The sequence below is a fragment of the Flavobacterium gyeonganense genome (assembly GCF_029625295.1).
Taxonomy (GTDB): Bacteria; Bacteroidota; Bacteroidia; order Flavobacteriales; family Flavobacteriaceae; genus Flavobacterium; species Flavobacterium gyeonganense.
The window spans coordinates 3,563,465-3,586,952 of sequence record NZ_CP121112.1 but is presented as its reverse complement, the minus strand read 5'-3'; the positions used below and the strand labels follow the sequence as shown (position 1 = coordinate 3,586,952).

The window sequence follows — 23,488 nt, the reverse complement described above, 5'->3', positions numbered from 1 at the left end:
AGAATTACGAATGAAGAACCTTTTACCGGTTAAACTTTTAATTGCACTTTTATCTGTCATTTTCTTAAGCAAAACATCTGCACAAGTAAAATGTAAAATAGAAAATTACGCCACAGAGGACGGGCTTTCTCATGATGTCATCAGAGATATTATAAAAGACAAGGAAGGTTTTATGTGGTTTGCTACATGGAATGGCATCAACAGGTTTGACGGAAAAAATTTCGTAACCTACAAAGCAATTGCCGGAGACAACAGCAGCCTGAGCAATAACCGAATCGATATAATAAAAGAAGATGCTTTTGGTTATATCTGGCTCAGAGTATATGACAATCAGATTTACAGATTCGACAAAAGAACCGAATCATTTCTTTCTATTGCTGCTATTTTAGGAACCACCAAAATTGAATTCGACAATATTATTACTGATAAGAATGGCAATGTCTGGCTGACAACTATTGGCAGCGGTATTTTTTTAGCACGAAAAAAAGCGAATAATCAAATTGAGATTACTCATTTCGGACAAAATTCAAAAAACAATTCTCCTTTATCTTCCAACAATCTAAATTTTATTTTTAAAGATTCTGATCATTCTGTCTGGGTAGGTTCTGAAAAAGGGTTAGACAATATCTCAAATTCTAAACAAGGATATAAAAGCAATACTATCTTAAAAAACAATAATGTAAAATGCTGTTTTATAAAAGGCAATAGTGCCTGGTTCGGAACTGACGAAGGTGATTTAATTCATTATAATAAAATTCAAAAAAAGTATAAAAAAACAACGATTGCAAAAACAGCTATCAACGCTATAATAAAGTCCAAAAACAAGAACTTATTAATAATTACTACTGATGATGGAGAATTGATTACATTTAATACAGTAACATTAAAGATCGAATCTAATCTCAAAGTTTCTGACTCACCACTGCATCGAATATATGAGGATAAAAAAGGTTTGTTATGGATTGAACCAGACAAACACGGCGTTTTTATGGTAAAACCGAAAGAAAGTAAAACTGCTTTTTTTCTCAGCAGAAAGATGCTTCTTTTTTAAATCTAAAAAATAGTTTTGAGATTTTTGAGGACAATTTCGACAGAGTCTGGATAAAATTAAAAGGTGGCGGTTTCGGATATTATAATGAAAAAACCAATCACCTGGATTACTTTTTTAACAATCCTGAAGATGAAAATCAAAAGTTTTCAAATATCGTCACTACTCTGTATTTTGATCCTGTCGGAATTCTCTGGATGAGCACCACCGACAGAGGAATTAATAAAATCATTTTTCAGAAAAATAATTTTCAGCAACAGCTTTTAATCCCCAACAGCAAAATCAAAACGGAAAATGAAATCAGAGCTGTTTTTTCAGATAAAAACAATCGGCTATGGCTGTCGTCAAAAGCAGGAAAATTAAAAATCTACAACGGAACTCAGGAACTAATAAACCCATTTACCAATTACAAAGCAGATGAAATTGGTCTGGTATATTGTATCATAGGAGATACCAAAGGAAATGTATGGCTGGGTACAAAAGGAAGTGGTTTATATAAAGCCACTCCTGTCAAGTTACAAAATTCCCAATACACATTAAAACAGTTTAAAGCTGATAAAAACAATCCTGCAAGTATTAGCAGCAATGAAATTTATTCTGTCTTAGAAGATAAAAAAGGGAGAATCTGGATAGGTACTTATGACAACGGAATCAATTTACTGGAAGAAAAAAATGGGGAATATATTTTCATACATCACTTTAAAAACTATCCCGCTATTGAATCCAGTAAGGTCAGGTATTTAGCTCAGGGATATAAAGGTCAGATCTGGGTTGCCACAACAAACGGATTAGTGACATTTAATCCTGAGAATTACGATTCTTCTAAGGTAAAATTTTCCAGATATGAAAAGTTGCCTTCAGACAAATTCAGTCTTGGCTGTAACGATGTGTTGTTTATTTTCAAAGATTCAGCTGAGAAAATGTGGATTTCAACGGCTGGTGGCGGACTCAGTCAGGTTATTGAAAAAGGGAATGGTTTAAAATTTAAAAACTTTACAAAAGACGATGGCTTACCAAGTGATTTTATTCTGAGCATGGCAGAAGATGATCAGAAAAACCTATGGCTGGCGACGGAAAACGGTATTGCTAAATTCAATTTACAAGATCATATTTTTAAAAATTATGATTCTTATGATGGTTTAGTTAAAACTGGTTTTTCTGAATCTGCCGGAATAAAATTACTGAATGGTAACTTAGTTTTTGGTAACAGAAATGGTTATTTGACTTTCAATCCAAAAAAAATAGAAAAACCAAAAACCAATACAAAAATGGTTTTCACTGGCTTTGAAATCAACAATAAAAACTCAAATGTAAAATCGGCAGAATATCCTTTAGAAAGTGACATCAATTACATCAATAATATTGAGTTAAACTATACTGAAAACACCATTAGCATCTATTATACCGTATTAGATTACATATCAAACAACAAACAATTGTATGCATACCGGTTAAAAGGTCTTGATGATACATGGCATGAGGTAAAAAACCAGAAAAAAGCAACCTTTACCAATTTACCGCCGGGAGATTATACGTTTGAAGTAAAATGCCTAAATACAGAATTGTACACTGCGACTCCACACAAGAATTTAACTTTTACGATTGCCCCTCCCTTTTGGAAAACCAATTTTGCTTATTTTTTATATGTCATCCTTATTTTGTTAGCGCTCGAAATCGCCCGAAGGATAGCTTTTTCAATGATTCGTCTGCGAAACAAAATTGTTGTAGAACAAAAAATGTCAGAGCTAAAACTGAGTTTCTTCACCAATATTTCTCACGAATTAAGAACTCCTCTCACCTTAATTGTTAACCCTATAAATGAAATCGCTAAAAGCAAAAATTTAACTCCTTTGGAAAGTGAATATATAGAAACAGTACAAAAAAACACCAATAGGCTAATACGATTTATAAATCAGCTGCTGGATTTTAGAAAAATACAGAGCAGTAAAGAAAAACTTCATATTGAACCTGTCGAAATGGTTTCTTTTGTAAACGAAATAAATGCTTTATTTTCTCAGGCAGCATATGAAAAAAATATAAAAATTAAAACAAAATGCAATTCTGAAACTCTTATTGCAAATCTGGATAAAAAAAAATAGATATTATCATCTATAATTTGCTATCTAACGCGATTAAATTTTCTCCGAATGACAGTATTATTACTGTTGAACTGAAATTAGAAAATGATACTATTTTAAAAATCAATGTTTCAGATCAGGGTTCCGGTGTTGAGGAAAACAAGCTGATGGATATTTTTAAACTATATTACGAAACAAATTCAGACAACAATACAGGAACAGGAATCGGGCTTGCTCTTTGTAAAGAATATGTGCAATTGCATCAGGGTGACATTTATGCCTTCAATAATGAAAACGGAGGCCTGACCGTTTCTATAGAAATTAATTTAAATCAGGAAATTTTCCAAAACAACTACTCCAAACAAAAATTATCAGGACAAAAATTAAGGAAACATTCTATTGATAATAAACAGAAAAGTGAAAATAAGGTTTTAAAAAGTAATCAGGACGAACAATTACCTGTAGTTCTTATTGTAGAGGACAATTACGAATTAAGATCATTTTTAAAGAGCCAATTACAGCGTTTTTATCAAATACTGGAAGCTGCAAACGGAAAAGAAGGTTTGGTTATTGCCACAAACAAACTTCCGGATTTAATTTTAAGTGATGTTATGATGCCTGAAATGGATGGAACTGAATTGCTCGATACGCTTAAAAACAAAACCGAAACCAGTCATATTCCAGTTATTTTATTAACTGCAAAATCATCTGTGGAAAGCAAAATAAAAGGTTTACATTATGGCGCAGATTATTACATTACTAAGCCCTTTGACACTGATTTTCTACTGGCTTCAATTCAAAATTTAATTAAATCCAGAAAGAAAATTTTCGAACAATTACAATCGAATATGAAAACAATCGAATTACAACCCGGGGAAATTATCATTACAACCAAAGATGAACAGTTCCTAAAAGATATTATTGCTATTGTCGAAGATAGTATGACCAATCCAAAATTCAATATTGATTTGATTGCCAATGCATTGAATATGTCAAGAGTAACATTCAACAGAAAATTCAAAAGCCTTACCAACATAACTCCTGTAGAATTTGTCAGCGAAATGCGCCTAAAAAGAGCCAAACAATATCTTGATGCAGGAGAAACTGACATCGCCAATATTGCCTACAAAGCCGGATTTAATGGTGCAGGCTATTTTAGTACCTGCTTTAAGGAGTACTATAAAATTTCCCCTTCAGATTATTTAAAGCAGAAACAATAAAGCCCAACCAACTTTTTTCCATCTAATGAAAGAGAAGAGGAATAAAGTTAAGATGTGAAAACAAATAGTTAAATAAATAATAAACTTGCCTTATTTCTGGCTTCAGAACGTTTGTAACTTTGGTCTTCCGGGCTTAAAAGCTTAATTTTGCACCTCATAAATATTTGAATATTAATATGACAAAGCTTAAAAATATAAAAGTTGTAGTAAGTGACCTTGACGGAACTTTACTCAACCCTCAACACAGAATTTCAGATTACACCAAATCCATTTTTCAGGAACTTCACAATCAAAATTATCTTATCGTCGTTGCCACTGGCCGCCATCATCTTGATGCGATGGCAATTATTGAAACCCTTGAAGTACCTGTATATTTAGTAAGTTCAAACGGAGCCAGAATCCATTCGCCAGAAAAAGAAGAACTTTTTGCCTTCAACTTAGACAGCGATGTTGTAAAAGCTGCCTTAAATGTTGAAATAGATCCTGAAATTACCGTTGTCTTATTCAAAGAAAATGTCTGGCAGACCAATAAGGTTAATGAAAGATTAAATGCTTTTCAGGCCGAATTAAAATACCGCCCTGAATTGGTTGATTATAAAACCCTGGAAGATTTTGGTGCCATCAAAATTTTCTTTTCATGTGATAATCATGAAAAATTAGTAAAACTGAAAGATGCTGTTTTGGCTAATTCTTCAGAACATCTGCATCACGCTTTCAGTTTACCGACTTGTCTGGAGTTCATGGACAAAGCTGTAGATAAAGCAGTTGCAATCGAAATGGTTCTTGAAAAAGAAGGTTTTACATTGTCTGAAGCCGTTTCATTTGGTGACGGCTTCAACGATGTTCAGATGTTATCCGCATCAGGAAAAGGTTTGATTATGGGAAATGCCCCTTCGCTGTTGAAAGAAACCCTGCCGGATTTAGAAGTTATAAAAACCAATGCTGAAGATGGTGTAGCAAAGTACATCGCTTCCAGAATTTTGAATAAAGAGCTTGTAGAAGGTTAACCTAAAATATATTTTCATCAAAATACAGAATCCCTGAAATACTTATTCAGGGATTTTTTTATTCAATTAGGTATTTTACAAAGAATTTTACAAAAAATCATTTTTTAATAGTTTCGTAATGTACTTTTGTTTTTACAAAAAAGTATTATAATGACAAAAAACATTTTTATCCTTATCTTTTCATTTATTGCAATTATTGGAAATAGCCAAAAACTGAAGTTAGAAGAAATAATGAAAGGCGAATCTTTTATTGGAAATCAACCAACAAACGGGCGCTGGTCTCTGGACGGTAAAAAAATTTATTTTGAATGGAATCCAAAAGATGAATTAGGAGCCAGCACTTATTTCTGGCAAAAAGGAATGGTTAAACCAGAATTGGCTACACCAAAAGAAGCTGCATTTTCTCAACTGGACTTTAAAACAAAGCCAGGGTCGGATACTGTTTATTTTTTAGAAAAAGGAAGTTTATACTCTTATTCAATCCATTCAAAAACTGTAAAAAAACTAATTCAGCAATCTGTTGCATTAAATAATTTAGAATTAGGCTGCCAGTCCGGAATTCTGTTTTTTGAACAGAATAATAATGTTTTTAAGTTTGATACGAAAGAAGGAACGATTTTACAAATCACCAATTTTAATAAAGGGAATAAAAAAGAAACAAAACCAGAAAAAGAAACTTTCCTGAATACACAGCAAAAAGAGTTGTTTCAATTCATTAGAGATAAAGAAGCTAAGAAGCAATGGAATATTGCCAAAGCCAAAACTGTAAAATCTGATTTTGCCAAGGAATATTTTTATGGGAAAGATGATTTTTATAGTTTAAAAGTAAATCCAAATGGCGATTTTGCCACTTTCATGTTAGTAGAAGGGACAGAAGCAAAAAGAGAAAAAATGGAAGTCTTTATCACTGCTGATGGATACAATCAGACCCCTGAAACTAAAGAGAAAGTTTCGACATCTAATTTTGTAAAAACGAAATTCGGAATTTATTCTGTTGCAAAAGATTCTGTTTATTATGTGAATTTTTCAAATTTAACCCATATTCAGGATACTCCTAAATATTATGAGCAATATGATAACCTGAAAAACAAAGCCAAAGAAGACAAACCAATTGTTACTCAGGCACCTGTCTATAATCAAAACGGTTCATTAGCCATTATTGAAATCAGAAGCCAGGATAATAAAGACAGATGGCTGGTAAATCTAAATCTTGATAAAGGAACCTTTGAAGAAATTGAACATCAGCACGACGAAGCCTGGATTGGCGGTCCGGGAATTCCATCTTATTCATTTGATTCCGGTACTCTTGGCTTTTTGGCAGACAATGAAACTATTTATTTTCAGTCTGAAGCTACTGGCTTTTCTCATTTGTACACTTATAATGTAAAAACAAAAAAGAAGAATCAGCTTACCACTGGAAAATGGGAAATTAGGGATGTAACCTTGGCAAAGGACAAAAAAGCATTCTATTTGAGTACCAACACTACACATCCGGGAAACAGAAATTTTTATAAATTAGCTCTTGCTGATGGTGTTTTGCAACCCATTTTAACCAAAGATGGTGCGCATGAAGTAGTACTTTCACCAGACGAAAAATCACTTTTAGTTCGTTATTCATATAAAAACATCCCATGGGATTTTTATGTTGCCGAAAATAAAAAGAACACATCATTACAGCAAATTTCTTCATCAGTCTCAGAAGATTTTAAAAAGTATCAATGGAGAGAGCCGGAAGTTATTACATTTCAAGCACAGGACGTAACTCCAATAAATGCAAGATTGTATACCCCTAAAGCTGAAATTTCGAATAAAGCCGCTATCATTTTCGTTCACGGTGCTGGTTATCTTCAAAATGCCCATAATTTCTGGAGCAATTATTACAGAGAATATATGTTCCATAATCTGTTAACCGATTTAGGTTACACTGTTTTGGATATTGATTACAGAGGAAGCGACGGCTACGGACGAGATTTCAGAACCGGAATTTACCGTTTTATGGGAGGGAAAGATTTATCTGATCAATTAGATGGTAAAAAAGTATTAGTGGAAAAATATGGTATTGATACAAATAAGGTTGGTATTTACGGCGGTTCTTATGGTGGTTTTATTACGCTGATGGCAATGCTCACCACTCCTGGTGAATTTACTTCGGGAGCTGCACTAAGATCTGTTACAGACTGGGCACACTACAATCACGGATATACTGGCAATATTTTGAATTTTCCTGAAACAGACCCTGAAGCTTACAAGAAAAGTTCTCCTATTTATTATGCTGGTAATCTAAAAGGAAATTTAGTAATGCTACACGGAATGGTAGATGACAATGTTGAATACAAAGATATTGTACGTTTGTCTCAGCGTTTTATTGAATTAGAAAAAAAGAACTGGAGTCTGGCTTCTTTCCCGGTTGAAGCACATGGTTTTAAAGAAACTTATTCCTGGATAGATGAGTACAGCCGGATCTTAAATTTATTTAATTCGACACTTTTAAAACAATAATTTAGTTAATCGTTTATTCTTGATGGGAATTAATTCTTTAAACAAAAACTATTAACTATTAACAACAAACTACCAACAAATAAACATTTGTTTGCTCTTTTAAATAGTTTTAAATTTGCATTCATAAAAACACAACTAAAAGACAATGAGCAATACAATCACAACAACAAATTTTAATTTCCCGAATCAGAAATCAGTGTATAGAGGAAAAGTGAGGGAAGTTTATAATATCAACGACGAACTTTTAGTAATGGTAGCTACTGACAGACTTTCGGCTTTTGATGTGGTTTTGCCAAAAGGAATTCCGTATAAAGGACAAATCCTGAACCAGATTGCTACAAAATTTATGGAATTGACAGAAGATATTGTTCCAAACTGGTTGATTGCAACTCCGGATCCAAACGTTGCTGTAGGACATTTGTGTGAACCATTCAAAGTTGAAATGGTAATTCGAGGTTATCTTTCAGGACACGCAGCGAGAGAATATGCTGCAGGAAGAAGACAAATCTGTGGAGTTACAATGGCTGAAGGTTTAAAAGAAAATGATAAATTCCCTGAACCTATTATCACTCCAACGACAAAGGCTGATAACGGTTCGCATGATGAAGATATTTCACGTGAAGACATTCTTGCAAAAGGAATTGTTTCTGAAGAAGATTATATTGTCCTGGAGAAATTTACCCGTGATTTATTTCAGAGAGGAACAGAAATTGCTGCTGAGCGCGGTTTGATTTTAGTGGATACGAAATACGAATTTGGAAAAACGAAAGAAGGTGTTATCGTTTTAATTGATGAAATACATACTCCGGATTCTTCACGTTATTTTTATGCTGACGGATATGCCGAAAGACAGGAAAAAGGCGAAGAACAAAAACAATTATCAAAAGAGTTTGTACGCCGCTGGCTGATCGAAAATGGTTTTCAGGGACAGGAAGGTCAGCAGATTCCTGAAATGACCGATGCTTACATCGAATCAGTGTCAGAAAGATATATCGAATTATACGAGAATATTTTAGGAGAAAAATTCATTAAAGCTGATATTAACAATATTGATCAACGCATTGAAAAAAATGTATTAGAATATCTTACATCAAGAGAGTAATTTTGGGTTTTAAAATTATTATTTAGAACTATCAACATTATATAATTCCAAATAAATGCCTTGCCATATAATAGCAGGGCATTTTTTATTTTAGTATTAGTGTAAACTTACTACCCTTGCTATTTTCCAGTCATTGTTTACATTTTTCCAAAAGATCATAAATCTTCCGGCTTTTGATTCTGTATTTGGCGGTTCAGTATTGTTATGAAATTTATGCAGGCCAATTTCCAAAGCTCCATAATCTTTTATTGGATACACCTCAACGCTTCCTTTTACTAATTCACGGGTAACTTTACCACAAACATTTTTCTGAGTACCTTCTATAATATCTTTTTTAGAAGTCATCAGTCCACCTTTGTCATGATAAAACTCAATATCCTCTAAATAAAAATCCCCGTATTTCTCAAGATTCTTATCGCAGGAATTATAAAGTCCAAAGAAAATACTGTCCATAATTATAATCTTTTTATAGAGTTCCGGATCGTCGGGTTTGTAATTTTTGGTTATGGCATAATCATAGTTTTTTTGAGAACTACAACCGTACAAGTAAAGTATAAACATCAAAATAGTTAATTTTTTCATAGTATATGGAAATTAAATACAGCTAAAATTTAAGATTTTCTGAAAATGTAAATTTATATAAATAATTTCCTGCTTTTGAAAAAATTTAACAATAACAGCTCCTTTTGTAAAATTACCAAAATTACTGTAACGAAATTATTTATTTGTCGTCTATATAGATAGCTAATAATTCACAAGGCTTATTTCATTAAGTAAATGTTAAGAAATAGTTAAAACATAGTACCTTGCAATACATAATACAAAAATTAGATTACCTTTACATCAGAATTAAAAACATCATCATTAATCAATCAACAAACAACAATCATTATGAAAAAATCAATCGTTTATTTAGGAGTAGCTTTAGTAGCTTTTACAAATGTTTCTTTAGCATCAGATTTTAATTCTTCAAACGGAGACAAAAAAGTTAAAACTGAATCTTATGATGCTTCCCCACTAAATGTGGCAATTTTAAAAGGGGATCTTCAAATCGTCTTGAAATTTATTGAATACGGAGCTGATGTAAATCAAATATCAGAAGATATGACTCCTTTAATGACAGCTGCACGTTACAACAAAGTTGAGATCGTTAAAATCTTATTAGCGCAGGGAGCAAAACCTGGCATTAAAAATGAAAAAGGATTTACTGCTTTGAAATATGCGGAGTTATCTAATGCCGCAGAAGTAGTTGCCATTTTGAAAGGATTAAAATAAAAGTTTGAATCCAAAAGTTTTGAGTTAGTAATAAAACGACCTTCCTGAGCAGAAGGTCGTTTTTATTTTTGATGGTTTCTTAGCCCCGATGGTACTGACATCCTTTTATGGCGGGGTTCGCCATAAAAGATATAAGGGACAGCGGGATGAGCTCATGAAAATCATCCTTTCATAAACTCAAAAAAGCACCATTAAAAATAATGATGCTTTTTCTTCCCCAAATTAAAATAACCAACTATTACTATTTACTCAATTGGAGCATGCTTTTTACGGTTGAATATCCAGAACAGAATTGGAAAAACCAATAATGTCAGGACTGTTGCGGTAATTAACCCTCCAATAATTACTATCGCCAAAGGTTTTTGTGATTCAGAACCAATTCCCGTAGAAATGGCGGCAGGTAACAGACCTATAGAAGCCATCAATGCTGTCATCACTACGGCCCTGGTTCTGGCTTTTACACCCATAAAAATAGATTCTTCGAGTGAAAACTTAGCCTTAAGATTGTGATGGAATTCGGATATAAGAATAACTCCGTTTTGAATACAGATCCCGAGTAAGGCTATAAAACCAACCCCTGCTGATATTCCGAAATTCATTCCGGTTAAATGTAATGCGATGATTCCGCCAATAACAGCAAACGGGACATTGGCCAAAACAAGCAGTGAATCTTTAATATTTCCGAATAAGATAAATAACAGGACAAAAATCCCTATTAAACTGATAGGTACTACCTGAGCCAGACGCGCACTGGCACGAACCTGATTTTCAAATTCACCTGTCCAGCCTGTGGTATAGCCTGCAGGCATTTTTACCTGAGCTACTTTTTCCTGCGCTTCCGCAATGGTACTTCCCAAATCACGATCACGAACAGAGAATTTAACCCCAATAAATCGTTTGGTATTATCTCTGTAAATAAAAGCCGGTCCAGTAACCGTTTTTATATCGCATATTTCTTTCAACGGAATTTTGGCACCACTGATTGTTGGCACTTTTAATTCGGCCAAATCTTCTTCGTCTTTTCTGTATTCTTTAGAAAAACGAACCCTTACATCAAATTTCTTTTCGTCTTCATACTTTTGAGTAGCTGTTTTCCCTCCAAATGCCAGTTCTAATACAGCCTGCGCATCACTCAAAGTAACACCGTAAGCGGCCATTTTTTCTCTGTCCAAAATCACACTGATTTCTGGCTGGCCAACATTTCTCAGAATTCCGACGTCTTTTATACCGGGAATATTTTTGATTTTCGCTAAAACCTCATTTGATAATTCGTCGAGTTTATCGAGATCATCTCCATAAATTTTCACAGCATTTGAAGCTTTGAAACCCGCTACAGATTCGGCTACGTTGTCGATAACCGGTTGTGAATAATTATAGGTAATTCCCTGATGTACTTTTAGCTTTTGATCCATTTCGTTAATCAGCTCATCCATATTGATTTTGCGTGTCCATTCTGATTTAGGTTTTAAATCTACCTGAAGCTGAATAAACCCGAACCCGTTCGGGTCAGTCCCGTCATTGCTTCTTCCGGTTTGCGAAAGCACTTTTTTGACTTCCGGAAAAGTTTCCAGATCTTTTCTGATCATTGCCGCCGTCTGCACACTCTCCGGAAGCGACGTACTCATTGGCAATTCTGCTGTTACCCACAAGGCCCCTTCGTTTAACTGAGGTAAAAATTCGGTACCCAAAAATGAAGCTGAAAAGAAAGTTACCGCAATAATAGAAATTGAAATAACTAATGATTTCACTTTATGTTTAAAGGTCCAGGCAAAACCTTTCCCTACAATGCGGTCCCAAAAATTAACGAACGGGTTGTTCTTTTCTTTTACATTTTTATTTAAAAGAATGTGTGACAAAACCGGTACCAGTGTCAAAGTAAAAAGCAAAGCTCCCATTAAGGCAAAACCTAACGTAAAAGCCAAAGGCGAGAACATTTTTCCTTCTACTTTCTGAAAAGAAAATATCGGCAGTAGTGCAGTAATGATAATTAACTTAGAAAAGAATATGGCTTTACCCATTTCAGTTCCTGTTTTTTTGATCAGACTACCTTTTGCAATTTTGTTGTAAGCCGTCATTCCTAATTGATGCGCGCGGTGATCCAAAACCACAAACAATCCTTCGACCATCACCACCGCTCCATCAATTATAATCCCGAAATCGACAGCACCCAGACTCAGCAAATTGGCACTCATCCCCATCATTTTCAGACATAAAAATGCGAACAATAACGAAAGTGGAATCACAATAGAAACCGTAAAAGTAGTCCTCCAGTCGGCCATAAAAAGAAATACCACGCAGGTAACCAGAATAATTCCTTCGAATAAATTGTGCATTACCGTTTCTGTCGTGAAATTCATCAGATTATCACGATCGTAAAAAGTTTCTATTTTAATGTCTTTCGGAAGTACATTTTCATTTAAATCTTTGATTTTATCTTTGATTAAAGCCAAAGTTTCCTGTGCATTTTCGCCTTTACGCATCACGACAATTCCTTCAACGGCATCATCATTCTTGCCAATACCCGTTTGCCCCACTCTTGGCATTGAACTTTCGTAAACAGAAGCTACGTTTTTAACCAAAATCGGATTTCCTCCTGCCTGATCAACAATAATGTTTTCAATGTCTTTTCGGGATTTTAAAAGACCAACCCCACGAACTACAAATGCCTGTCCGTTTTTTTCGATGATATCACCGCCAACATTTAAATTGCCTGCATCAACAGCATTGTAAACCTGAAGCGGTGTAATATTGTACTTTGCTAATTTAACGGGATCAACACCAACTTCGTATGTTTTAGTCTGACCTCCAAAAACATTCAAATCGGCCACACCAGGAACAGAACGAAGCTGTTTGTCGATCACCCAGTTTTGATACGTTAATAATTCACGGCTATCCCTGCTGTCGCTTTTTACAATATACCGGAATATTTCTCCTGTTGGACCATAAGGGGGCTGAACATCCGGTTCTACATCATCCGGCAGTGTCACATTTTTCAGCAAATTATTCACCTGAAAACGCGCAAATGTATCATCTACCCCATCATCAAAAATGATTTTAATAACCGATAATCCAAACATGGTAATACTTCGCACACTCGTTTTTTTCTGAACCGAGTTCATGGAAATTTCGATAGGAGAAGTCACAAAACGTTCTACTTCTTCTGCACTTTTTCCGTTCCATTGTGTAATGATGATAATCTGAGTATTTGTTACATCCGGAAAAGCGTCAATGGGCATATTTTTGAAGGAAATAAATCCTGCAACCGCCAGTAATCCCACCCAAAAAAAGGTGAATGCTTTGTTCTTGAGCGAAAAAGCAATAATATTTCGTATGAATTTGTTCATGTCTTATTCGTTTAAAGCACGGTAAATAAATAACTGATTGTTGGTAATGACTTTTTCATTTTCTTTTAAACCGCTTGAGATATAGGCGATTTTTCCAACCACTCTGTAAACCTCAACTTGTCTCGTTTCGATATTGTGACGGTCTTTAAAAATCATGACGAAATTTTTACTTTTATCGAAAACAATAGCATCACTCGGAATTGCAATCATCGATTTATCTTCTTTAAAAGACAGTTTGATGTTGGCATTCATATCCGGTTTCAGCAAAAATCCAGGGTTTTGCAGTTTAACCCTTGCCTGCATTGCTTTTGTTTCCGGATCAATTACGTTGAAAATTTTATCTACTTTTCCTTTAAAAACTTTATCCGGATAACTCAAGGTCGTAACATCTGCATCGATTCCTAATTTTACTTTATTGATGTCCGTCTCGTTAATGTTTGCCATTGCCCATACTTCGCTTATTTCGGCAATGTCAAAAATATTTTCTGAGCGGTCGCTTCGCAAGAGCATGTCCTGATTGATGCTTTTTTGAATGACAAAACCGCTGATTGGTGCTGTTACTTCGTAAATAGAGCCTGCTTTGATATTGTAGATTTTATAAGTCTCCTGAACTTTGCTTAACTGTGACTGCGCTTTATTTACTTCCGATTTTGCCTGAAGCACATCGCTTTCAGAGTTTAATTTTCCGTCAAATAATTCCTGGGCAACTTTGAGGTTGTTTTTGGCTACAAGCAAATCACTTTTAGCATCAAGGGATTGTTTTTCGAAATCAGCAATATCGGTACTTTTTATGGTTGCCAAAACCTGACCTTTTTTTACATAATCTCCAAGTTCAACATTTACCTTCATTACGTTTCCGCCTACAAGTGGGTAAACATCAATCATTTTATTGTTGTCGGCAGTGATTTTTCCGTAAAAACTCAATTCGTTTGTTACAGGCTGTGTCTGTGCAACTGCAGTTGTTGTCGTTTTCAGCATGTTATCGCTCAAAGCAAAAGAGGTATTGATCTGCGGATTTTCTACTTCTTTTTTACAGCCTGCGATGGATAAACTCACAATTGCAATTCCGATGATTAGTTTATGTTTCATTTTATTTAGTTTTAAAATAAGTCTTTGTTGATTGTACTGTTTAATTCTTCTGCAGACAGCGCCAGTTTTTTCTTTAACTCGTTTACCTGAATATTAGCCTGATTGTAGCTTTCCATAAAATCCGTAAATTCTAATAAGCTGATATTTCGTTTCTGGAAATTGGTTAAGATTCCGTTATAAACGGCTTCAAAATCCGAGTTTACTGTTGGTTTTATCAAAACATAATTTTTACGGGATTCGTCCCATTTATTCCAGGCGGATGTGATTTCAGTCTGAAGCTGCAGTTCAAAATTTTGTTTTTCAATTTTTGACTGTTCCAGAATGGTTTTTGCGTACTTGATATTTCCTTTATTTTGATTCCAAAGCGGCAATGGAATTCCAACAGTCAAATTCGCTTCATTGTTAAAAGCACCGCTTCGCTGGTCGTATTTGGCACCCAAAGTAATATCAGGAACCGAAAGTGATTTTTGCCATTTTACATTTAGTTCGTTGGCATCTATTTCTTTTTGTTTTGCCAGATAATCAGGTCTGTTTGCAATAGCTTCATTTTCAAAAGATTTTAAGTCGAAATCAATCGTTTTTAAATATTTACTGAATTCGTCTTTTGAAACATTCGGAACAACTTCATCAGTAGAATTTAAAAGCAATTTCAGATTCGCCTGTTCTTCGATGTTGTTATTTACTACTTCCATACGCTCATTTTTAAAATTCAGATAAAGCGACTGCAGACGCACAACATCCCTTAAAGGAATATTTCCTTTTTGCGCCTGAACTGAGTACGAATTGATTAAATCTTCAATATGAGCTAATTGTTTGTCTGTGGTTTCCAGACTTTTTGAATTGTAATAAACCGTATAAAAGCTTTTACGCAATTGCAGTTTGAGCGTTCTGAGCAAATCATTGAATTGCAGTTCTGCAAGCTGTTCATTGGTTTTTGCTAATTTTATTTCGTTGCGTTTTTTCCCTCCCAGATAAATCAGCTGCTCGATACCAAATACTTTCTGTCCCTGTTTCCCGATATCGAAATATTTATCCCGATCCGGATTGTAGGCGTTGAGTTCTGCGGAAATTACTGGGTTGTCCCAGATACGCGCCTGAATCGTGAGCGCTTTTGAGGCATCAACATTGTAATGCGAAGCCAGCAAAAAGAGATTGTTTTTTAAAAACTGACTTTCACAATCTTCTAAAGTGACTGTTTTTTGAGCCAGAACCATCTGATTCATGGCAATCAGCAGGAATAATGCAAATAACTTTTTCATCGTATCATTTTTATTTGACACAAATATGCTATTGCAGGACTTTAAGACACCTTAAGAAAGACCTTAAAAAGTGCTTAAAAAAATTAAGAATACTTATTTAATTAAAAATTAATTCAAATAAATTAGTCTTTTCTACAGGTACGTTATACCTGATTTTTGCATTATGAAGTATTAAAATGCGGTTTACAATACGCAGCCCAAGTCCGAAACCAGAAGTACCTTTTGAATTTTCGCCACGCATGAAAGGCTGGAAAAGATTTTTCTGTTCGTTTTCGCTGAGTGTTTTTCCGGTGTTTAAAACTGAAATCACCAAATGATTTTCCTGAGTACTAATTTTGACTTTTGCCTGTTTGTTATCAGAATAAACGCAGGCATTTTTTAGCACATTACTCACCGCAATTTCCAAAAGGCTTTTATTTCCATTTATTTCTAAAGCCGTATCAAGATTGTCGCTTTCTTCTATTTCAAACAAAATGACAAAATCAGGAAAGGTTTTATTTAAATTTTCAATAGCCGAAAACAGAATTTCATCCATCCTTTGAATTTCATCGTTGGCAGCAGTATTTGTATCAATTTTAGACAACACCAGTAAAGAATGAATCAGTTCCGATAAATGATTGACATCAGATAAAATAGTATTTAAAAAAGTTTTTCCTTTAGCTGATGTTTCCGGATCCGCAATTGTGTTTTCAATTTGTGATGTTATTCTTGATAGAGGAGTCCTGAGTTCGTGCGAAGCGTGAGCAGTGAATTCTTTTTGTTTTTGATACGAAACCTCGATTCTGTCCATCATAAAATTGAATTCATTGGCAATCAGGTCAATTTCATTTTTATTGCTTTTGGATTCTACGCGGGTATCCAGATTGTTTTCGTTTATATTTTTAATCTTCTGATGAAAAATACTTAACGGATTCATGGCTTTTTTTACCATCCATGAAGTTAATACCCAACAAATGCAGGTAAAAAAGATATAAGAAATGATTAACGTATATCGTAAAAAAAGTAGTTTTCGTTTACCATAATCATCTGTGGCCGATATTAAGGCATAAAAATCCCGGTCTTTGGTATCATAAAAAACACCGTACACTTCGTAATCGCCTTGTTGTTTAAAAAACGTTTTGTGTTTTTTAAGGTATTTTAAATCGTCGACAGACCAGTCAATTTTGGCATCGTCAATACTGCTGTAGATAAGTTTGAAATTAGAATCGAAAACCAGCGTTTTTTCATCATATAATTTATTGATTGAATTCTGATCAATCATTTTTAAAAGCTGATCATCAACTTCTTTTACGTTTACAAGAAGTTTAATGTTTGAAAGTGCTTTTATTTCTAAACGATCCCGGAATTCTTCTTTTCTGAAATTAGAATATAAAACAAAAATCACAGTAGAAGCCAGCCCAAAGAGGATTGTAAAGAGCAGACTTACTAAAAGTGATATCCTGTTTTTTAATGTCATTCCTGATCGCTTAAATAATATCCGTAACCTATTTTGGTTCGGATTAGTTTGGTTTCGTGGTCTTTATCGATTTTTTTCTGAGAAAATTGATGTAAACTTCAATTGTATTCTGATTGGTTTCGATATGATAATCCCATAGTTTTTCTGCTATGAACTGTTTTGAAAGCACTTTTCCTTTGGCCTGAGCCAAAATCAAAATCAGTTTAAATTCTTTAGGCGTAAGTTTGATTTCTTCGCCTGCGCGGAATACTTTCATTTCAGATTCTGAAATTTCCAAATCCTGAATTACAATCTTTTCTTCTGCCTGCTGCGGAATTTCTTTTCGTCTTAAAAGAGACGAAATTCTGGCGTACAATTCTTCAAAATGGAAAGGTTTTACCAGATAATCATCGGCACCACTATCAAAAGAAGCCAGTTTGTCTTCGATTTCGCTGAAAGCAGTCAGCATGATTATGGGTGTTTTTTTATCTGTTTCGCGAATTTTTTTACAAACTTCGATTCCGTTTATACCTGGAACATTGATATCGAGAATAATCAGGTCATATTCATACGGAAAATATTTCCTTAAAAGTAATGCTCCATCATAATACGGCAGACACTCGAATTCTTTTGAAGCAAAGAATACAGCTATTTCTTTGGATAAAGTAAAATCGTCTTCGAGCAGTAAAATTTTCATGTTTTTTTTATTAGTTAATTCGGCTATAGTAAATAACCGAATTAACATTTTAAATCATCTTATTTAAAATAAGAAAAAGTTTCATTGTTTTCGATTTTCAATAATGATTCATAAATCAGCTGAATCACATTTTCAACATCTTCTTTGTGAACCATTTCTACAGTCGTATGCATGTAACGCAATGGCAGTGAAATCAATGCTGAAGCCACACCACCATTACTGTAAGCAAAAGCATCTGTATCTGTTCCTGTAGCTCTTGAAGTAGCATGACGCTGAAAAGGTATGTTTTTTTCTTCGGCAGTATCGACAATTAAGTCTCTTAAGTTGTTTTGAACTGCCGGAGCATATGCAATCACAGGACCTTTACCCATTTTAAGATCGCCTTCCACCTTTTTATCAATCATTGGTGTTGTAGTATCATGACAAACATCAGTCACAATAGCTACATTTGGTTTGATTCGCTGTGAAATCATTTCGGCACCGCGAAGACCAATTTCTTCCTGAACAGAGTTAACAATATACAACCCAAACGGAAGTGTTTTATTGTTCTCTTTCAGTAAACGTGCTACTTCGGCAATCATAAAACCGCCCATTCTGTTGTCAATGGCACGACAGACGAATTTATTTTCGTTCAAAATCATAAATTCATCCGGATAAGTAATTACACAACCCACATGAACCCCCATTTCCAGAACTTGCTCTTTGGTCTCACATCCTAAATCAATAAAAATATTACTCAGTTTAGGTATTTCCTCTTTATCACGCAAACGGGTGTGAATGGCAGGCCATCCAAAAACGCCTTTTACAATTCCTTTTTTGGTATGGATATTTACTCTTTTTGAAGGTGCAATCTGGTGATCAGAACCTCCGTTTCTAATAACATATATCAAACCATCATCTGTGATATAATTTACATACCACGAAATTTCATCCGCATGACCTTCAATCACCACCTTAAATGGAGCGTCAGTATTTATAACTCCAACAGCAGTTCCGTACGTATCAGTAATAAAAGTATCTACATAAGGCTCAAGATATTTCATCCAGATTTTTTGTCCTTCGCTCTCGTAACCTGTCGGCGAAGCGTTATTTAGGTAGCTTTCTAAAAAAGCAATTGAGGTATCATTCAGTATAGATTTTGTAGTCATAAAATATTTTTTTTGCTAAATTAAAAATTTGGTATTACAGTTGTGTATATAATGTATAATTTTACACTTAAATATATATTCGATGAGATTTACAACCTGTATTTTATGTTTTCTTTTAATTTCTTTTGCTGCTAAAGCACAGATTACGCCAAAAGAAAGTGAAATGGGCTACACGCTTACTGAAAATGATTCAATTCTGAATGATACAATTGAATTAGCGGAAATTGTTATTTCAAAAGGTGAACTGAATCCTGAAGCTAAAAAACAGTTTCTGATTCTTCAGAACAGGGTTTACAAAGTTTATCCTTATGCAAAACTGGCGGCAGACCGATTAACGGCTTTAAACAACGGAATGGCGCGTTTGAAAACCAGCCGGGAAAAGAAAAAATATTTCAAAATAGTTGAAGATTATCTCAATAATGAGTTCGAAGCAAGATTAAAAAAGCTTTCCCGAAAACAAGGGCAAATTTTAGTAAAACTTATCCATCGACAGACCGGAATAACAACATACGAATTAGTAAAAACTTTAAAAAGCGGTTTTAAGGCATTTGTATCAAATGCTACCGCGAATATGTTTGACATTAGTTTAAAACGGGAATACAAACCTTTTGAAGTAAACGAAGATTATCTGATAGAAACCATTCTCGTCCGAGCATTTGAATCAGGCAGGTTATCTTACCAAAAACCCGCAGATGCGATTGATTATAATAAACTTGAAACATTTTGGGAACAAAAGCGGCAGAGCTTAATAAAAAATAAACGTTTTTGAAAAAGACAAAACCCCGACAGGATTTAAAGCATCTGTCGGGGTTTGTTTTTTATCTTCTGGATTTGAAATACCCTTCAAAAGAACTACAGCTTGACATTAAGATTTCATAGTCATCCGCATAGTTTGATTTTAAATCCTGATAATACTTGTTTTTACTCAACAGAAAATCATCATAATTTTCGATTGTACTATCATAATTATTTGGATTCTGATATTCAAGCTTATTCTTTTCGCAACGCCCAATCATCCTTAAGCATAGTGCTTTAAACTGATCTGTCTTTGCATTTTTTAATGCCAGAAGATAATATTTTTGCGCCAGGTTGCTTTCATAAAATTCCCTTTCATCTTCAAAAGGAGCATCGTCTGTGTAATGATGCCAATAGTAGCGGCGCATCATCCATGAATTTCCATTTTGTGTCATATTGTAATAAGCATTCGCTACGAGGAAATAGTAATAATCTTTATTTTCTTCCTTTACATCATTTGCTTTTTTAAGATACGATATCAGATGTTCTATAATACTTCTTTTGTTTAATTTAAAATTTTTGTCCTGATTGATAAACTCAGGAGTATATTTAAGCACAAAAAACGGATTTGCATCAAACATATCTACAACCTCACAATTTAGTTTTTCCCAAAGGCAATCAGAATAGTTCGCTAACTTATCTTTATCAAGTTTACCAAAATATTCAGCAGCAAGTTCTAAATTATTTTGTCGAATATACTTTGTACCAATCAGATCATACAGTCTTGGAACTTGAGTTTTGATATAACTTTGTTTCCATTTAGAAAATGAATCCAGATTATTGTCTTGATCTTCTATTTTAACAACAATCTCCTGTACATCTTCAGGGGTATACATCACATCGACATAATCAAAGTAATCTGTATAAAAATCTCTATAGGAACTTCTTTTGTTTTTTAAAGTTTTCCAAACCACTGTACTTAAATCATAAGTCCCAACATATTCCGTATTATCATGATTAAGCTTCGAATACAAAAAAGCGGCATCAGTTCTATTCTTTTTATATTCTAATTCTCTTCCAATAGCAAACAGAAACTTTTTATTTTTTTGATTTTTAAGAAGGATTGGTTTCACTTCGTCCAGAATTACAGCCTTTGTGCTTTCCTGATTTGCAGTTAAAGCCAATGCTTTTATAATCTGTATCTGATCATAAATTGTATCTTTCTCAGAAATATTTTTCTCTAAAGAGGCAATTTCATTTAAGCAGCTTTGATTGTTTTGAGTTACAAATGACAAATACGCCTTTCCTATTTTCCATAAAACCGGATCACTAATCTTTTTAAACTTTACTTTATTTACAAACTGTAACACTCTGCTGGCGTACGCTCTGTCATTTTCTACCCGATTTAAAATATCCTTAATGGAATTATCTTTATCCTCTTCTTCCCAATAACTATACTTTGACACCGATGGATTAAATAAAGAATAATAGGGTGTAAAAACCCAGTCCTCAATTTTATTAATTTCTCTTAATAACAGAAAAGATAAGCCCTCAAATTTCGGATTGTACTTATATACCTGCTCTAAAGAATATAAGGCCTGATCACTTTTTTTAATTCCTGCCAAAAAATAAACATTTGCTCTTTCTTCGTTATTTTTAGCATATTTTAAAACAGCATCTAAGGAAATTTTAGAATCAAACTGCTGCGCAATCATAAAACGCTTATCCGGCGCATTTACAAAAACCTGAGCTGCGTAAAAATTAGATAAAACTTTATCCTTTTCTGCAAATGTTCTGAAATACAAACTCCAATAATATAGGATATCTTTTTTTTGAGATTTAAAAACGGTATCAAACAAGGATTTAATTTGGTCGAAATCATTATTATAATAAGCCAGCCTTATCGCCAGAAAAGTATATCTCGACTTAAGTATCTTATTCTTTGTTTTATTCGAATTAAAAATAGCTTTATCAATCAGTTCTTTTCTTTTGGGTATAGAAGCACCTTCCTTTCTTTCCCATGGATCTTCATACATGTCATTAAAAAATTCGCAGGTCTTAGCAAACTTTAAATAATTTATGGCTTCGCTATTTTTAGTTTTATAAAAATAGCGAAGAAACTCATTCGACGATTTTTCATTAATATCTTCTTCATTAAAGCTATATAAAACATTTCTTATTGCATCAACTGAAACTTTATTATTGCAATATTTCACCCAAAGTTTTTCATTCTCATCGATTGCACCTTTTGGATAAACACCATCTGGATTTGGATAAAATGTATTAAAAGAATAATTAAATTCGGAATAAGAGTAGTAATTAAAATTTGCAGGGCTTAAAAAAGAATATCTGATGTCTTCTCCAAACGGGTAAAAACCGCAGGCAAAAATGCTGTTAGTTACTAAAATTGCTATAAAAAGCAGAAAGTTCTTCATTGTTGTAATTACTTAATTGTTCTTCGTCTAAATGAAATAAGGTAATTGTAGTATTAGCGTCAAAATCTACATTTTTTTTAATCACTTCGATTGCTTCATTAATTTTCACAGGAGTTAAATTCTCATATTTAATCTTGTCGCCGATTCTTAAGTAAAAGTCATCAACCACAGTATCTTTTGTAACTTCATACCACAAAGGTTTTATCTCTTTTAAAGATTTTAAAATCTCTTTCTGTCCACCGTAAATTACTTTATAAAAGTGATCATTTTGGTACACCTGCATCCAGGAGTAAGTTGGCAGCGCAATATCTAAATGCAATGGGTACTTTCTTTTTTTATTGAGATAAAGCTTTAATTCTTCAATATCTAAAATAGAATTTTTGGAATGATTCTCTAAAGGATTGATTAAATTATAACACATCAATGTCGCTTTATCAACCGGTGGAATGCCCATTTTTTCGGGATATTTGTAAGGATATAATCGTAATGTACAGCTAATCTCTTTTTTCGAAATGTTTTTTAGTTTCTTTAAAAAATAGAAATAATTATCTTTTGTTGTCAGTGTCCAGTCGCAATCCATTTGAAATTCTTTTACAGGATCGGCTCTTTCGAATTTATCTTTGGTGTATTTAGTAATCAAAAAATTAATGTTACTTGCGAGTGTATCCAGTCTTGCTCTATTCGTATTTTTAAAAACTTCATTTTTAATATATACCGTTGGAACTATAATAAAATCTTCCTCTTGATAAAAACGCAGAGAGGATTTGGAAACAGGAAAATCCCCATAAGCTTCATTATGATCAATTTCGAAAAACTTAATATAAAGTTTCCTGACTTTTAAATTGTTTAAAACCTCCCTTTCCTTCGGACTCAAATCCCAACTATCACTTTTCCAATAATAAATAGATTTTTCAACATTCTCAATTTTATTCGAGCAAGATAAAAAGAGATAAAAAATAAAAGCAAAAAAGAGGATTCTTTTCATTAGAAAAATAAAATTTAAGCAATGTAAAATCGTATTAAATTTATATCATTTTAAAATACAAAATCATAAAAGTCGAATATATTTTTTTGAATAAAAAACTAGTCATTTTAGTCCAAAATAAACCCCGACAAA

General features: G+C 33.6%; 17 protein-coding genes. 8 read left to right on the top strand and 9 right to left on the bottom strand.

Annotated elements, in window-relative coordinates:
* The first annotated feature begins 10 nt into the window (after positions 1-10).
* From P5P89_RS15455 to P5P89_RS15430, 6 genes are all read left to right on the top strand, one after another.
* Complete coding sequence (locus tag P5P89_RS15455; RefSeq protein ID WP_278009146.1) at positions 11-1,051, top strand: ligand-binding sensor domain-containing protein; 1,041 nt, start codon at positions 11-13, stop codon at positions 1,049-1,051.
* A gap of 194 nt (positions 1,052-1,245) precedes the next feature.
* Positions 1,246-3,147, top strand: a complete 1,902-nt coding sequence (locus tag P5P89_RS15450; RefSeq protein ID WP_278009145.1) for a ligand-binding sensor domain-containing protein — start codon at positions 1,246-1,248, stop codon at positions 3,145-3,147.
* 17 nt (positions 3,148-3,164) lie between these two features.
* Positions 3,165-4,346, top strand: a complete 1,182-nt coding sequence (locus P5P89_RS15445) for a hybrid sensor histidine kinase/response regulator transcription factor (protein ID WP_278009144.1) — start codon at positions 3,165-3,167, stop codon at positions 4,344-4,346.
* A gap of 176 nt (positions 4,347-4,522) precedes the next feature.
* Positions 4,523-5,353 carry a Cof-type HAD-IIB family hydrolase gene (locus P5P89_RS15440; RefSeq protein ID WP_278009143.1) on the top strand — a complete coding sequence of 277 codons (831 nt, stop codon included), beginning with the start codon at positions 4,523-4,525 and terminating at the stop codon, positions 5,351-5,353.
* A gap of 150 nt (positions 5,354-5,503) precedes the next feature.
* The gene (locus P5P89_RS15435) at positions 5,504-7,852 is read left to right on the top strand and encodes a S9 family peptidase (RefSeq protein WP_278009142.1); all 2,349 of its coding nucleotides are present in this window, start codon (positions 5,504-5,506) and stop codon (positions 7,850-7,852) included.
* A 145-nt stretch (positions 7,853-7,997) separates the two neighbouring features.
* Positions 7,998-8,954 (top strand): phosphoribosylaminoimidazolesuccinocarboxamide synthase, encoded by a 957-nt coding sequence (locus P5P89_RS15430; RefSeq protein WP_278009141.1) that lies wholly within the window; start codon positions 7,998-8,000, stop codon positions 8,952-8,954.
* Between the two features lie 96 nt (positions 8,955-9,050).
* On the opposite strand, the gene P5P89_RS15425 is transcribed toward P5P89_RS15430, so the two are convergent.
* Positions 9,051-9,536 (bottom strand): nuclear transport factor 2 family protein, encoded by a 486-nt coding sequence (locus P5P89_RS15425; RefSeq protein ID WP_278009140.1) that lies wholly within the window; start codon positions 9,534-9,536, stop codon positions 9,051-9,053.
* A gap of 309 nt (positions 9,537-9,845) precedes the next feature.
* Here P5P89_RS15425 and P5P89_RS15420 point away from each other — a divergent pair, with 309 nt between their 5' ends.
* A complete protein-coding gene (locus P5P89_RS15420; RefSeq protein ID WP_278009139.1) occupies positions 9,846-10,229 on the top strand; it encodes an ankyrin repeat domain-containing protein in 384 nt (127 codons plus the stop codon).
* Positions 10,230-10,474: 245 nt separating this feature from the next.
* Here P5P89_RS15420 and P5P89_RS15415 read toward each other — a convergent pair whose 3' ends face one another.
* From P5P89_RS15415 to P5P89_RS15390, 6 genes are all read right to left on the bottom strand, one after another.
* Positions 10,475-13,573, bottom strand: coding sequence for an efflux RND transporter permease subunit (locus P5P89_RS15415; protein ID WP_278009138.1), 3,099 nt, complete (start codon positions 13,571-13,573; stop codon positions 10,475-10,477).
* Positions 13,574-13,576: 3 nt separating this feature from the next.
* Complete coding sequence (locus P5P89_RS15410; RefSeq protein WP_278009137.1) at positions 13,577-14,662, bottom strand: efflux RND transporter periplasmic adaptor subunit; 1,086 nt, start codon at positions 14,660-14,662, stop codon at positions 13,577-13,579.
* Positions 14,663-14,673: 11 nt separating this feature from the next.
* Positions 14,674-15,921: a TolC family protein gene (locus tag P5P89_RS15405; protein WP_278009136.1), complete on the bottom strand. Its 1,248-nt coding sequence runs from the start codon at positions 15,919-15,921 to the stop codon at positions 14,674-14,676.
* A 97-nt stretch (positions 15,922-16,018) separates the two neighbouring features.
* Positions 16,019-17,377, bottom strand: coding sequence for a sensor histidine kinase (locus tag P5P89_RS15400; protein WP_278009135.1), 1,359 nt, complete (start codon positions 17,375-17,377; stop codon positions 16,019-16,021).
* 43 nt (positions 17,378-17,420) lie between these two features.
* Positions 17,421-18,053, bottom strand: coding sequence for a response regulator transcription factor (locus tag P5P89_RS15395; protein ID WP_278009134.1), 633 nt, complete (start codon positions 18,051-18,053; stop codon positions 17,421-17,423).
* Positions 18,054-18,112: 59 nt separating this feature from the next.
* On the bottom strand, positions 18,113-19,201 hold the full coding sequence (locus tag P5P89_RS15390; RefSeq protein ID WP_278009133.1) for a M42 family metallopeptidase: 1,089 nt from the start codon (positions 19,199-19,201) through the stop codon (positions 18,113-18,115).
* An 82-nt stretch (positions 19,202-19,283) separates the two neighbouring features.
* Here P5P89_RS15390 and P5P89_RS15385 point away from each other — a divergent pair, with 82 nt between their 5' ends.
* Entirely contained in the window at positions 19,284-19,970 is a 687-nt protein-coding gene (locus tag P5P89_RS15385; RefSeq protein ID WP_278009132.1) for a DUF4294 domain-containing protein, read from the top strand.
* Between the two features lie 49 nt (positions 19,971-20,019).
* On the opposite strand, the gene P5P89_RS15380 is transcribed toward P5P89_RS15385, so the two are convergent.
* Entirely contained in the window at positions 20,020-22,371 is a 2,352-nt protein-coding gene (locus P5P89_RS15380; RefSeq protein ID WP_278009131.1) for a hypothetical protein, read from the bottom strand.
* Positions 22,331-23,356 (bottom strand): hypothetical protein, encoded by a 1,026-nt coding sequence (locus P5P89_RS15375; RefSeq protein WP_278009130.1) that lies wholly within the window; start codon positions 23,354-23,356, stop codon positions 22,331-22,333. The genes P5P89_RS15380 and P5P89_RS15375 overlap by 41 nt, the downstream gene beginning before the upstream one ends.
* Positions 23,357-23,488: the final 132 nt, after the last annotated feature.